Source organism: Aerophototrophica crusticola (assembly GCF_012913305.1).
GTDB classification, from domain to species: Bacteria; Pseudomonadota; Alphaproteobacteria; order Azospirillales; family Azospirillaceae; genus Niveispirillum; species Niveispirillum crusticola.
Genome location: NZ_CP051775.1, coordinates 1,081,422 through 1,094,906 on the forward strand (window position 1 = coordinate 1,081,422; position 13,485 = coordinate 1,094,906).

General features: G+C 67.7%; 14 protein-coding genes and 1 tRNA gene. 11 read left to right on the top strand and 4 right to left on the bottom strand.

All coding sequences use genetic code 11. The features are described from left to right. Positions 1-18: 18 nt before the first annotated feature. From HHL28_RS05185 to gatB, 6 genes are all read left to right on the top strand, one after another. The gene (locus HHL28_RS05185; protein ID WP_075769202.1) at positions 19-552 is read left to right on the top strand and encodes an NADAR family protein; all 534 of its coding nucleotides are present in this window, start codon (positions 19-21) and stop codon (positions 550-552) included. A 74-nt stretch (positions 553-626) separates the two neighbouring features. Next, positions 627-1,091 (top strand): GNAT family N-acetyltransferase, encoded by a 465-nt coding sequence (locus HHL28_RS05190; protein ID WP_075769203.1) that lies wholly within the window; start codon positions 627-629, stop codon positions 1,089-1,091. A gap of 20 nt (positions 1,092-1,111) precedes the next feature. Next, complete coding sequence (locus tag HHL28_RS05195) at positions 1,112-1,759, top strand: CatB-related O-acetyltransferase (RefSeq protein WP_075769204.1); 648 nt, start codon at positions 1,112-1,114, stop codon at positions 1,757-1,759. Between the two features lie 72 nt (positions 1,760-1,831). Next, positions 1,832-3,010, top strand: coding sequence for a PQQ-dependent sugar dehydrogenase (locus HHL28_RS05200; RefSeq protein WP_075769205.1), 1,179 nt, complete (start codon positions 1,832-1,834; stop codon positions 3,008-3,010). A 146-nt stretch (positions 3,011-3,156) separates the two neighbouring features. Continuing rightward, on the top strand, positions 3,157-4,050 hold the full coding sequence (locus HHL28_RS05205; RefSeq protein WP_075769206.1) for a hypothetical protein: 894 nt from the start codon (positions 3,157-3,159) through the stop codon (positions 4,048-4,050). 163 nt (positions 4,051-4,213) lie between these two features. Then, positions 4,214-5,668, top strand: a complete 1,455-nt coding sequence (gatB, locus tag HHL28_RS05210) for an Asp-tRNA(Asn)/Glu-tRNA(Gln) amidotransferase subunit GatB (protein ID WP_075769207.1) — start codon at positions 4,214-4,216, stop codon at positions 5,666-5,668. A 93-nt stretch (positions 5,669-5,761) separates the two neighbouring features. Here the strand turns inward: gatB and HHL28_RS05215 are convergent, their stop codons facing one another. Further along, positions 5,762-6,391: a DUF3313 family protein gene (locus tag HHL28_RS05215; protein ID WP_075769208.1), complete on the bottom strand. Its 630-nt coding sequence runs from the start codon at positions 6,389-6,391 to the stop codon at positions 5,762-5,764. 211 nt (positions 6,392-6,602) lie between these two features. On the opposite strand from HHL28_RS05215, the gene HHL28_RS05220 reads away from it, so the two are divergent. Beyond that, positions 6,603-6,695, top strand: a tRNA-Ser gene (locus tag HHL28_RS05220). Positions 6,696-7,015: 320 nt separating this feature from the next. Here the strand turns inward: HHL28_RS05220 and HHL28_RS05225 are convergent. Further along, the gene (locus HHL28_RS05225) at positions 7,016-7,600 is read right to left on the bottom strand and encodes a helix-turn-helix domain-containing protein (RefSeq protein WP_404326563.1); all 585 of its coding nucleotides are present in this window, start codon (positions 7,598-7,600) and stop codon (positions 7,016-7,018) included. Between the two features lie 565 nt (positions 7,601-8,165). On the opposite strand from HHL28_RS05225, the gene HHL28_RS05230 reads away from it, so the two are divergent. Both HHL28_RS05230 and HHL28_RS05235 read left to right on the top strand, forming a co-directional pair. Further along, entirely contained in the window at positions 8,166-8,918 is a 753-nt protein-coding gene (locus HHL28_RS05230) for a DUF6065 family protein (RefSeq protein ID WP_075769210.1), read from the top strand. A 102-nt stretch (positions 8,919-9,020) separates the two neighbouring features. Beyond that, the gene (locus tag HHL28_RS05235) at positions 9,021-9,512 is read left to right on the top strand and encodes a DUF2934 domain-containing protein (protein WP_075769211.1); all 492 of its coding nucleotides are present in this window, start codon (positions 9,021-9,023) and stop codon (positions 9,510-9,512) included. A gap of 26 nt (positions 9,513-9,538) precedes the next feature. Here HHL28_RS05235 and HHL28_RS05240 read toward each other — a convergent pair whose 3' ends face one another. Both HHL28_RS05240 and HHL28_RS05245 read right to left on the bottom strand, forming a co-directional pair. Continuing rightward, complete coding sequence (locus tag HHL28_RS05240; RefSeq protein ID WP_075769212.1) at positions 9,539-9,769, bottom strand: hypothetical protein; 231 nt, start codon at positions 9,767-9,769, stop codon at positions 9,539-9,541. Positions 9,770-10,002: 233 nt separating this feature from the next. Then, positions 10,003-11,988, bottom strand: a complete 1,986-nt coding sequence (locus HHL28_RS05245) for a lytic transglycosylase domain-containing protein (RefSeq protein ID WP_404326566.1) — start codon at positions 11,986-11,988, stop codon at positions 10,003-10,005. 54 nt (positions 11,989-12,042) lie between these two features. Between HHL28_RS05245 and dapA the strand changes: the two genes are divergently transcribed. After that, positions 12,043-12,918 carry a 4-hydroxy-tetrahydrodipicolinate synthase gene (gene dapA / locus HHL28_RS05250; protein WP_075769214.1) on the top strand — a complete coding sequence of 292 codons (876 nt, stop codon included), beginning with the start codon at positions 12,043-12,045 and terminating at the stop codon, positions 12,916-12,918. 25 nt (positions 12,919-12,943) lie between these two features. Further along, entirely contained in the window at positions 12,944-13,420 is a 477-nt protein-coding gene (smpB, locus tag HHL28_RS05255) for an SsrA-binding protein SmpB (protein WP_075769215.1), read from the top strand. The last annotated feature ends 65 nt before the right edge of the window (positions 13,421-13,485 follow it).

Below are 13,485 nucleotides of genomic sequence, written 5' to 3' on the forward strand. Positions count from 1 at the left end.
GGAGACGGGGACGGTGACATGGCAGAGCGGTTCACCTTTTTCTGGAACGGCCCCTTCTCCCAATGGCACCGCTCTCCCTTCTGCTTGGACGGGATCCTGTACGTCACGGCCGAGCAGTACATGATGGCCAGCAAAGCCAGGCTGTTCGGGGATGACGTGCGGCTCCGCCAAATTCTGGAAGCGGACCACCCACGGGACCAGAAGGCCCTCGGGCGAAAAGTTTCCGGCTTTGACCAGCAGGTTTGGGACAGGCATGCGCGTGAAATCGTCTATCGGGGCAACCGTGCCAAGTTCACGACACACCGTGACCTGTTGCGGCAGCTGCTCGACACGGCAGGGACGATCCTCGTAGAGGCAAGCCCACTGGATACTGTCTGGGGTATTGGTCTCGCGGCCGACGACCCGGACGCCACAGTTCCGTCGCGATGGCGCGGCAAGAACTGGTTGGGTGAGACCCTGACCCGGCTTCGGGACGACCTGTTGGCGGAGCAAGCTGAGGGCGGCATACCGGAACTGGTGGCCAGGGCTGGGCGCAAGGAACGGAAGGGCTGAGGGCGGCACCCGCCCCGGCGGAGAACGATGTTTCGCCCCACGGATGGGCCAAGGTAAAAGAAAGGAGCCAAGCCATGCACCTGCGCTGGACGGCTTTCGAGGACCTCTCGGTCCATCAACTGTACGAGCTGCTGGCCTTCCGCCAGTCGGTCTTCATCGTGGAACAGGCGAGCGCCTACCCGGACCTGGACGGTCTGGACCAGACCTGCTGGCACCTGATGGTGCGCGACCGGCCGGGCGGGGCGCTCATCGGCTGCCTGCGTGCCCGCGGCCCCTGGGGGGAGGAGCCGGCCCTGATCGGCCGCATCGTCGTCGGCCCCGCCGCCCGCGGCACGGGCCTGGGGCGGCGGCTGGTGGCGGAGGGCTTGCGGTTCCTGGAACGGGAATATCCCCGCACCGACGTGCGCATCGGGGCGCAGGCGCACCTGCAGAACTTCTACGCCTCCTTCGGCTTCGTCACGGAGGGAGGGGAGTATGACGACGGCGGCATCCCCCACGTCACCATGTGGCGGCGGGTCGGGGTGGCGCTTGCGGCCTGAGGCGGGGGAGGGATAGGCGCATGCCGGTCGGTCCCGACCCCCTGGACCCGCATCCCATGGAGGGCCACCCCCGCGTCGGCTTCCTGAAGCCGCTGCTGGCGGGCGTGCCCAACGTGGAGGTGGGTGACTACAGCTATTACGACGACCCCGGCGGGCCCGAGCGGTTCCGGGAGAACATCCTGTACCATTTCGACTTCACCGGCGATCGGCTGGTGATCGGGAAGTTCTGCGCCATCGCCTGGGGCACCCGCTTCATCATGAATGGGGCCAACCACGCGCAGGGCGGCCTGTCCACCTACCCCTTCAACATCTTCGGCCAGGGCTGGGACAGCGTGCCCCTGGACCGGCTCGACTTCCCCCACAAGGGCGACACGGTGGTGGGGAACGATGTCTGGATCGGGTACGAGGCGCTGGTCATGCCCGGGGTGACGATCGGTGACGGGGCCATCGTCGCCGCCCGGTCGGTGGTCACGGCGGACGTGCCGCCCTATGCCGTCGTGGCCGGCAACCCGGCCCGGCTGGTCAGGATGCGCTTTCCTGAGGAGGTCGTGGCGAGGTTGCTGGCCCTGCGCTGGTGGGACTGGGAACCGGAGCGGATCACCCGTGCCATCCCCGCCATCATGGCCGGCGACCTGGACGCCTTGGCGACTTTCGCCCCCGGTGCGTGAGGGCCACCCCTTTCCCGCAGGCACCGGACTCCTTATCTCTGCCGGGCAAGAACGAACCGGGAGAGTGAGAGCATGACCCGCCGCGCCGGCCTGACGGCCCTGTTCCTGACCACCGCGTTGGCCGCCCCGGCGCTCGCCGCCCCGCCCGAGTTCCAGACCCTGCCGGCTCCCAAGGCCCGCCATGACGTGAAGGTGACCACCGTCGTGGAGGGGCTGGACCACCCCTGGGGCATGGCCTTCCTGCCCGACGGCCGCATCTTGGTGACGGAGCGCACGGGCAAGCTGCGGGTGGTGCAGGAGGGCAAGCTGCTGCCGGAGCCGGTGGACGGGCTGCCGGAGATCGAGGAGATGGGGCAGGGCGGCCTGCTGGACGTGGCCCTGCACCCGGACTATGCCAACAACCGCTGGGTCTACCTGTCCTGGGCAGAGAAGGTGGCCCCCGGTGCCGGCGGGGAGGCGAAGCCGCGGGATGCCAAGTCCGGCAACCGCACCGTCGTCGCCCGCTTCAAGGACCAGGGCGCCAAGTTCACCGACATGCAGGTGCTTTACCGCGGCACGGTGGTGAACAGCCGCCACCATTTCGGCAACCGGCTGGTCTTCGGCAAGGACGGCAAGCTGTACTTCACCATCGGCGACCGGGGTGACAAGGACCGGGCGCAGGACCTGATGGATGCCTCGGGCAAGGTCATCCGCCTGAACGATGACGGCACCATCCCCGCCGACAATCCCTTCGCCGGGCGCAAGGACGCGCTGCCGGAAATCTGGACCTTCGGCAACCGCAACCCGCAAGGGCTGGCCCTACAGCCCTCCACCGGCCTGCTCTGGGCCAACGAGCATGGTCCCCAGGGCGGGGACGAGGTCAACATCATCCGTCCCGGCACGAACTATGGCTGGCCGGTGGTCACCTACGGCAAGACCTACGGCCTGGGCCTGCCCATCGGGGAAGGCACGGAGAAGGCTGGCGTGGCCCAGCCGGAGACCTACTTCGTGCCGTCCCTGGCGGTGAACGGCATGGCCTTTTATGACGGCTCCGGCATGCCCCAGTGGAAGGGCGACATCGTCATGGCCCTGCTGGCCGGCGGCATCGTCCGGCTGGACGTGGAGGGGGACAAGGTGGTGGCCGGTGAGCGCCTGCTGGAGGAGGAACTGGGCCGCACCCGCGACGTGGAAGCCGCGCCCGATGGCCGGCTCTATGCCCTGGTGGACGACAGCGCCCCGGGCGGCAAGCTGGTGCGGATCGAGCGCAAATAGCACAAGTTGCGTGAGTAGAACCTCCCGGCCCCCTGTGCTACCTTCTTCGATAGCGTGGCAACCGGGGGCCGGCCATGGGCTTGGCAGGCGTGACACTGGCGGGTTTGAGGATTGCGGAGCGTCCGCGACCGGCGCAGACCCGTCTCTTGCCGCAGCCGGGTGCGGATGACGCGCCCGCCAAGCTGGGGTCGAAGGCCGACACGACCAGACCGGGGCTGGAATTGCTCCTGGACCCGGAATCCCGGGACAAGGTCAAGGCCAAGGAATCGGAAACCAGGCAGGCCCTGGAACAGCTCCAGCAGTTGAAGCGGTCCACCAGCCCGAAAGAGGCCGCTGCCCGCCGCGTGGAGTTCATCAAGCGCCGGCTGGAAGCCCTGAAGCAGACCATCCAACTGATGGAAGCCACCGGCGACCGCAAGGCCGCCGCAGGTGCCGCGCGGGAACTGGCCCGGCTGGCCAAGGAATTGGGCGCCGCCGCCCGCGACTATGCCGGCGCCGGGGGTGGGGCCACGGCAAGCCCCCAGGTTGCCGCTGAACCGACGGCCGGGACCGCTGCGCCGGCTGGCGGGGCTACGGGCGACGACGGCACGGCAGAGGCCGCAAAGGTGCAGGCCGATGCCCAATCCCTGGCCCGACAGGCTGCCGCCGGGACAGGCGCGGCCACGAACCCCGCCCCGGGCCCCGACCCGGAAACCGCAGACGCCGACGGGGCCGGAAAAGCGGAAGCGGCGGATACCCCGGCCGCGGAAAGCACCGGCAGTCCCACGAGCCGGCTCAGCCCACAGGAACAGCTCGCCCGCCAGCAGCGGGAGGAGAGGGCAAGGGATCAGGCCTTCGCCGCCGATGTGCGCAAGACCCTGGATGAGATCAAGGCACTCTTCATCCGCCTGTCACGGATCGCCCGCCGCGACGCGTCGGAGGAGGAAAGCCGGGAGATGGACGCCGTTACCCGCGACATGGCCGATGCCGCCCGCACCGTCCAGGCGGCCACCGCGCCGATGGTGGCCCAACCGGGCTTGTCGGTGGATGTGATGGCATAGCGGGACGGACTGGTTCCAGGACCCGGCTACGGTCCGGCCGGCCCTGGTGCGAGCTTGCGCGCTCCTGTCAGCCGCGCTGCGGGAAGCCGACACACCCCCTTGCCCTTCGCCGCGAATCCGGCCAAAACCGCTGGATCGTTTTCCGAGACAGAGTGCTGGCGCGATGGCTTACCGGATTGAGGGCGAGACGGGTGCGTGGGAAGTGGTGATCGGGCTGGAGGTGCATGCCCAGGTCATCTCCAACGCCAAGCTGTTCAGCGGGGCCGCCACGGCCTTTGGTGCTGCGCCCAACAGCCAGGTCAGTTTCGTGGACGCGGCCTTCCCCGGCATGCTGCCCGTGATCAACGGCTTCTGCGTGGAGCAGGCGGTGAAGACCGGCCTGGGGCTGAAGGCGAAGATCAACCTGCGCAGCATCTTCGACCGCAAGAACTACTTCTACGCGGACCTGCCAGCCGGCTATCAGATCAGCCAGTACAAGGACCCCATCGTGGGGGAGGGCACCATCGTCCTCGACCTGCCCGACGGCTCCACCCGCGAAGTGGGGATCGAGCGGCTGCACCTGGAGATGGACGCCGGCAAGTCCCTGCACGACCAGCACCCCAGCAAAACCTATGTCGACCTGAACCGGGCCGGCGTGGCGCTGATGGAGATAGTGTCCAAGCCGGACATGCGCAGCCCGGACGAGGCGGCGGCCTATTTGCGCAAGCTGCGTACCATCCTGCGCTACCTGGGCACCTGCGACGGCAACATGGAGGAGGGCTCCATGCGCTGCGACATCAACGTGTCGGTGCGCAAACCGGGCCAGCCCTATGGTACCCGGACGGAGACGAAGAACGTCAACTCCATCCGCTTCGTGCAGCAGGCCATCGAGTATGAGGCCCAGCGCCAGGTCGAGGTGTTGGAGGGTGGTGGCAGCATCGTCCAGGAGACTCGGCTGTGGGACCCGAACAAGGGCCTGACCCGCGCCATGCGGTCGAAGGAGGAGGCGCACGACTACCGCTATTTCCCCGACCCTGACCTGCTGCCACTGGAACTGGACCCCGCCTTCGTGGAGCGGATCAAGGCGACCCTGCCGGAGCTGCCCGACGACAAGAAGGCCCGCTTCATCGAGCAGTACAAGCTCACCCCCTATGACGCCGGCGTGCTGGTGGCGGAGAGGGCGCGCGCCGACTTCTATGAGGAGGTCGCCAAGGGCCGTGACGGCAAGATGGCCGCCAACTACGTCATCGGCGATCTGCTGGGCGCCCTGAACAAGACCGGCAAGGACATCACCGAGTCGCCGGTCTCCGCCGCCGACCTTGGCGCGCTGATCGATCTGGTGACCGACAACACGCTGTCCGGCCGCCTGGCCAAGGACGTGTTCGCGGAGATGCTGGAGTCCGGCAAGGCCCCGGGCGTGATCGTGGAGGAGAAGGGCCTGCGGCAGGTCACCGACACGGGCGCCATCGACTCGGCCATTGACCAGGTCATGGCCGCCAACGCCGACAAGGTGGCGGAGTACCGGTCCGGCAAGGACAAGCTGTTCGGCTTCTTCGTCGGCCAGGTGATGCGCGCCACCCAGGGCAAGGCCAACCCGGCCCTGGTGAACGACATCCTGGCAAAGAAGCTGAAGGGCTGACCTGCCGTAGGCCGGATTGGGCGCGGCCAGCGCCGTAATCCGACGGCTACGGCCGTCGGATTACGCGCCGCGGGCGCCAATCCGACCTGCGAATCACCCCTTCGGCCCGCTTTCCACCAAGCCGGCGATCTGCCGGGCCCAGCGGCGCAGGAAATTGTCCGCGTCGCCATACTCGGTCCGAATGTTCAGGTTCTCCGGGAAGGGCGCGCCAACGTCGGCGTCGGCCAGCACGGCCACGACTTGCCCGCTCTGGCTGTCAGTGAGGGTGGCCTGGAACGCGGCCGCACCCACACCGACCGAATCCAGGAAGTACCCGCCGAACCGGCGCCGCGGGTCCGCCGGGCTGTTGGGCACGAACTCCGTCACCGTCACCTCCAGCCGCAGCACGCCGGGGCCGGGCTGCTCCGTGACGGCGGAGCCCAAGGACTTGCGCAGGCGCTCGGTGAAATACTCGGCGGCGTGGCGCCGGTCGCGGTCGGAGAACTCCAGGTCACCCCGCTCCCGCGTGACGGCGACGTTGATGGGGGCCAGCAGCACCTTGCCATAGCTGCGCAGGTCGGTGCCCGGCCGGACATAGACCTTGTCCAGGTCCGAATCCTCCACCCGTTGCAGCCCCTGGACGGGCAGCTCGTTGGGTGGCGTGGCCGCCTGGGCCGACAATGGGGCGAGCATCAGCAAGGACAGGGTGGCGACGGTGGTCAAGGGACGCATCGGGTTGGACATGGCCGTGTTTCCTCATTGGTCAGGCGACACCCGCGACGGCTTCTTTTCTCTCCGGCCCCGTCCATCATCACCCCACCCGGACCGGAAACCGCCTTCGGGCATCAGGTTTTTAGCATGGCGCTCGCCGCTGCCGTTGACAAGGTGCCCGCCGCCCCTTAAACACCGGGGCCTACCGGCGCTGTCCCGCGGTTCACTGCGGCGCCGCCGGTACGGAGGGGTGGCCGAGCGGCTGAAGGCAACGGTTTGCTAAACCGTCATAGGTCTTAAAAACCTATCGTGGGTTCGAATCCCATCCCCTCCGCCACTTCCCTCCCGGACATCGACGACATCGCCAATCGGTCCTTAGAGCGTGTTTACGCTGACCATAAACACGCTCCGGCGGCGACTGCCGCCGCGCGGGCCCATGCCCGCGTAAGCCAAGCCGCGGATGCGGCGGAGCCTGCCCCGGACCCCGATCCGGGGGCGTGTGAGGGACACGAAGGGCTAGACCCGTTTCCAGTCTGCGGGAAACGGGTCTAAGCTGGCGCCCCCGCGGGTTGTCCGCCGGTTCAGAGGCGTTGCGCCCACAAACAGATAGGGCGGACCCTGGTGGGCCCGCCCTTGTTCAACCGCCGGTGACCAAGCTCACGTGGGGCGCTTGATCCTGTATTCCTTGATGTCAGCCGGGTCCCACACGGCACCGCGCCGACGGCGCTTCCCGTTCGGGTCATCGTCCCCAGCTTTGGCCGAGGCCCGGCGGATGGACGGCGCACGGGCCGGTGACGGCTCCTGCCCGGCGGCAGGCTCCTCGGCGGCTGGCGGCTCCTCGATGTACCCTGCGTTGGGGGACACGGCGCGCAGCAGAGAGGACACGGCGTCGGACACTTCCGACGGAGCGGTCTTCCAGGCGCGCAGCAGGTCCAGTTCCCGGCGGGACAGGATGGGGGAGGGGGACTGATCCCCTTCCGCCCCGACCGCCTCTGGCGGGCGGCCAACGCCGGACGTTTCCAGACCGTCGAAGAAGAAGGTCAGCGGCACATCCAGGATCTCGGCCAGGCGGTACAGTTTTCCCACGGAGACGCGATTCGATCCCCGCTCATATTTTTGCACCTGCTGGAAGGTGATGCCCAGCGTGCGTGCCAGATCGGACTGGCTCATGCCCAAGAGGCCGCGGCGCAGGCGGATCCGCCCTGCCACATGATTCTCGATCGTGGTCTCAAGCGCAGCCACGGCTGCGTTCTTGCTGCGTCTCGGCATCGACGTCCTTTCGCCCCCTCAGGCTGTTCTTTGTATCTATTGGGTGCCCGCCGCCCAATCCCTTACTAGAATAGGACAATTCGGCTGGTGTTGACAACCTTCGGGATACTTCGGTGCCGGACTCACCAATCCGGCACGAAGCAGGCCCCGGGCATCCAACCCATCACCCACACCATTGTGTGATCAGATTAGCGCACGGGGAATTTCTGTCCACACTTTGTGCGCGATAATCGGCTTTTTGACTGTGCCTAAGTAAGCGAAAGACCGCACCCGACAAGCCATGCCCAAATGGCGATGGTAAACATACCGACGTGCGCAAAGCGACTCCCACCTCCTGCGGGGACTCGGGGGACGGTGGTTGTGGCCCCAATCCTAGCAAGACAGATATCGTTCGGCGAATCGAACTTTGGCATGCAGTCATAGCATCACTCGGCGCATAGGCTTGTGGCTCTTTCCAGGACGGGTCGTCGTCACCCTTGACCCTGCTGGCCGGACGGGGCTCTGGTCATGCATGCGTCACCATCCAGTCCGGGCCGCCATGCGACTGACCTGTTACCCCATCCCAGGTTCCGAGCTGCTTCTGCGTCCCGCCCCCTTGTCCAGGCCCTGGATGGAGGCGACACCCGACCGGTTCGCCTACCGGTGCCTTCCCCTCAACATCGCCAACACCCACGGTTGGGAGGTGCTGTGCCCGGCGGAGTTCACGGCGACCTGGGACGGCTCGGGCGGGAAGGAGGCGATCCGGATCGAGTCCGACGCGCTCCCGCACCACCTGCCTGTCAGCCATTTCGGGTCCGGTGTGCTGACGTTCCATGTCCCCGGCCTGTTTCGCACGCCGCCGGGCCTGAATTTGTGGGTCGGCGGACCACCCAATCTGCCCAAGGACGGTATCCAGGCCCTGTCGGCGGTGGTCGAGACCGACTGGGCACCCTACACCTTCACCATGAACTGGCTGTTCACCCGGCCCCACCACCCCGTCCGTTTCGCGAAGGGAGAGCCGTTCTGCTTCTTTTTCCCCCTGTCCCGCGGCCTTGTTGAGGAAATGGAGCCGGAGGTGCTGCCCCTGGACAGCGCCCCGGAACTGGCCGCCCAATACCGGGCCTGGTCGGAGGGGCGGGCCGATTTCCTGGAGGAATTGCCGAGGGAGGGGTCCGCCGCCCGGGCGGAGGAATGGCAGAAGGCCTATTTCCGGGGACGCCTGCCGGATGGGCGGCCCGGCTGCCCCGACCATCGCACGAAACTGTCCCTGAATTCTTTCAGGCTCGGCGTGCCGCAGAAGCCGGGTTCCTGAGCCAAGTCACCGGAACATCGTTCCATTCACGCCGTCACGGAACACGGGCTGTAGACCAACGTTAGACGCGGAAACAACTTGGCTGGGATAGAGGGGCGAGTGATGGCTGACTTGGAGGAGCGTATCCGCCGGCGTGCCTACGAGCTTTGGGAGCAGCATGGCCGGCCCGAGGGCCAGCAGGACTCCCACTGGGAAATGGCCCGGCAGGAGATCATGGCGGAATCCGCTGGTGGGGGTGACCCGGTGACCGGGCCCGAGGGGATGCCCGCGGCCGGCACGGGCGAGGGGATGTTGCAGGGGGCGGGGTCCGTCGCCGCCCCCGCCAAGCGGTCCCGCTCCAAGCCCCCGGCTGCCAAGGAAGCCGCCCCGGCCAAGGTGCCTGAGCCGGAGCCCGCGGCGAAGCGCGGCTCCAGCCGCAGTCGCTCCAAGGCGACGGAGGGAGCCGAAGCCGGCATCTCCGCCACGCCCACGGGGGATGAGGGGAAGGGGATCAGCACCGCCAAGGCGGCAGCTGCGGCAGCCAGCACGCTGGAGGCGGAAAGGGCTCCTCCCCGCCGTGCCAGCCGACCCGGATCGCGGAAGGCGGAGGCCTGAACCGGCCCTGCCCGGGTCGCGTCAGGTCAGGCGGCGTTTTCGATGACCGGCATCAGCACCGGCGCGACGCCGCCGATGACGCCATAGGCGCGACGCTCGTTGCGCAGGGTTTCCAGCAACTCGCGGAGGCTCTCCTCCACGAAGCCGTTGGCGTGGCGGGCCAGTTCCGCCTCGGTCAGGGCGATGAAGCTGTCCAGCAGGCCGGCATGGACCCGGGCGGAATGACGAACCTCGGACTCGATCATGACGCCGCGCATGGAAGCTTCCTTCATTTGGTCTTTGGCGGTGGCTGGGGTCCAGCACTTCAATGTGGGCGTATCTAAAGGCCGGGCCAGTTAAGGACTGGTAAAGCGGGTTTTGCGACTGCCGCCACCTTTGGCGTTACTCCGCCAACGTTGCCGCGGGTTCCAGCCAGTCTTGGGCTGGAACCCGCGAACTCTACCCCGAAAGCAACAACCCGATCTAAAGGGTTACCCAAAGGGGGTATGCGTCAACCGTTCCCGGCGGCACCCCGGTTCAGGTCCGTATTCAGGGATACCGGCGGGTCGCCCAGCCGGGCCCGATAGACCTGCAGGTTCTCCAGCACGCGCTGTACATAGTTCCGGGTCTCGTAGATGGGGATGGTCTCGATCCAGTCCACCACGTCCACGCCCGATGCCCGTGGGTCGCCGAACTCCTTGATCCAGTTGCCCACACGGCCCGAGCCGGCGTTGTAGGACGCGATGGCCAGCACGTAGGACCCGCCGAACCGGTCGATCAGTTCCTGCAGATAGGTGGTTCCCAGGCGGACATTGTAATCCGGGTCGCTGGTCAGCTTCTCATGGGTGTGGCGCAGGCCCAGGCCCTTGGCCACCTGCTGCGCCGTGCCGGGCATCAGCTGCATCAGGCCGCGGGCGCCGGCCGGGCTGACGACACCGGGGGCGAAGGTGCTCTCCTGCCGCACGATGGCATGGACCAGCCCGCGCTCCGGCCGCGGGTTCAGCCGCGCATCCAGTTCGGGATAGCCGGATTCCAAGATGACGAAGCCATCCTGCAGGGCGGTGCGGGCGTTGAACACGGCCAGGTCCTGGCGGCCCAACTCCAGCGCCATGGCGCTGACCTGCCGGTATTCCTCCGCGGTCTTGGCCTCGCTGCCCATGCGGCGCACGAACAGCTCCAGCCGGGGGCTGTCCCGCCCCTCGATCCTGGCCAGCAGCTTGGCCACGCGGGCCAGCTCGTTCCGCTCGAAGGCCTTCTTCGCCTCGGCGGTCAGGGGCCGCTCCTTCGGGATGGAGGAACCCGGCGCCAGGCCCAGCTTGTCCACGGCCAGCATGCCGTAGAAGGTGGAGCCATAGGACATGGCGGCCTCATAGAAGGCCTTGGCCCGTTCCTTGTCGCCCAGCGCCTCCGCCGCGCGGCCCGACCAGTATGCGCCGCGGGACTTGCTGACCGGGGAGCTGGTGCCGCGGGACAGGGCCTCGAAATGTTTCAGCGCCTGGTCGGGCTTGTCCAGGAAGCGCAGGGCCAGCCAGCCGGCCAGGAACTCCGCCTGGGCGAAGGACAGGCCGTCCTTGGTGCCATGGGCGGCCGCAAGCTGGTAGGCGCGGGCGTGCTGCCCCGTCTCCATCAGGCGGCGGGCGATGATGTGCCGCTCGGTCCACCAGGCTTCGGCCCGCCCCATGTCCTTGGGTGCCTTGGCCAGGATCTCCAGCGCGCCGGCATCCTGGTCCTTGCGGCGCCGGAAGCGGGCGCGCTCATACAGCAGGCCGGGGTCGTTCGCCAGTTGCGGCGGCACCTTGGCCAGGGCCTTCTCAGCTCCCCCCGCCATGCCGGCCAGGGCCATGCGGGCCTGGGCGACGGCCTGCTTGCCAGGTTCCACCAGGGGCAGCATGCGCTTGGCGCCGTCATCGTCCCCGTCCCACAGCAGGCGGTCCAGCCGTGCCCAATGGTCCTGCGGCCGCAGCAGGCCCACATAGCGCTTGCGGAAGTCCTGCTCCTCCACCCGGCCGAAGCCGCCCTCCACATAGCGTCGGCGCACCTGTTCTATGGCCTTGTCGCTGGCCCCTGTCTCCATCAGCGAATCCACATAGCGGAAGAAGCCGGCGATGGTCAGGGGTGGGCGTGCCTCGAACCAGGCCCGGACCTCGCGGTAGGGCATGTCGGGCATCTTCGCCTCGGCGTTCCGGCGCAGGGCGTTCTGGTTGGGCCAAGCGGGGTTGTCCCGCATGAAGGCCGTCAGCTCTTCCCAGCTTGCCGTGGTGTCTGGCCGGGTCAGCTCGATCCAGCGCAGCACCTTGTCGGGCAGGTCCTCCCGGGCGCGGCGGGCGATCTGCCGCGCCTCTTCCATCTTGCCGCCATCGGCCGCCTTGAAGGCCTGGCGGTAGGTCTGCACGTCCGCGGCCGACAGCTCCGCCCCGGCGGGCAGGGAGGCCAGCGCGAGGGCGAGTGCAACGGTGAGGGCGGGGAGGGGGTTACGTCCGGGGGCCTTGTTTCGCACGGAATGGGCCGCTAAGGTTCGCCGCTTCATCAGGTCTGGCCGAAAGGTATCGCTATGTTCAGGGGGTCTATCGTCGCACTGATCACGCCGTTCCGCGACGGGAAGGTTGATGAGCGCGCTTTCCAGGACTTCGTGGACTGGCAGATCAAAGAGGGCACGCACGGCGTGGTTCCCGTGGGCACGACGGGGGAGTCGCCGACCCTGTCCCATGAGGAGCACCGCATCGTCGTGGCGCTGACGGTGGAGGTGGCCAAGGGCAAGATCCCGGTCATCGCCGGCACGGGCAGCAACTCCACCGAGGAGGCGATCGCCCTGACCAAGTACGCCAAGCAGGTCGGTGCCGACGCGGCCCTGGTGGTCACGCCCTATTACAACAAGCCGACGCAGGAAGGCCTGTACCAGCACTACAAGGCCATCCATGACGCCGTGGACCTGCCGATCGTCATCTACAACATCCCGGGCCGCAGCGTCATCGACATGACCGTGGCCACCATGGCGCGCCTCGCCAAGCTGCCGAACATCGTCGGCGTGAAGGACGCCACCGGCGACCTGGTCCGGCCGCTGCGCACGCGGGTGGAGATCGGGCCGGACTTCTGCCAGCTCTCGGGGGAGGACGCCACCGCCACGGCGTTCAACGCCCAGGGCGGTGTCGGCTGCATCAGCGTCACCGCCAACGTGGCACCCCGGCTCTGCGCCCAGATGCAGGACGCCTGGGCCCGCGGCGACATGGCCGAGATGGCCCGGATCCGTGACCAATTGATGCCGCTGCACCATGCCCTCTTCCTTGAGACCAGCCCCGCGCCGGTGAAATATGCCGCCAGCCTGTTGGGCAAGGGCACGCCGGACGTCCGGCTGCCGCTGGTGCCGTGCAGCGAGCCCACCCGCGCCCTTGTCCGTGATGCCATGGTCAAGGCGGGAGTTTTGACCTGATAGCTTAAGAAAAGGTTTTAAGTCCATGGCCCGCGCAGAAACGGCGCCGGATCGCATCGCCGCGCAGAACCGGCGGGCGCGCTTCGACTACTTCATCGAGGACACCATCGAGGCCGGCATCGTGCTGCTGGGCACGGAGGTCAAGGCCCTGCGCGCCGGCCGTGCCAGCATCCAGGAGAGCTATGCCGGGGAGCAGGGCGGGGAGCTTTTCCTGGTCAACGCCTACATCCCCGAATACGGCCAGGCCGGCCGCTTCTTCCAGCATGAGCCCAAGCGCCCCCGCAAGCTGCTGGTGAAGAAGCGGCAGCTTGCCAAGATGCTCCAGGCCATCCAGCGCGAGGGGATGACCCTGATCCCCATGTCCGTCTACTTCAACGACCGCGGCTTGGCGAAGGTCGAGATCGGCATCGCCAAGGGCAAGAAGAAGGGCGACAAGCGCGAGACGGAGAAGGAGCGCGATTGGCAGCGCGACAAGGCCCGCCTGATGCGCGACAAGGGCTGACGCATGGCCGCAGGGCTGGCGGGGATCGGCCCTTTTCCCGCCACTGTCCGGGGATTATCCTCGCC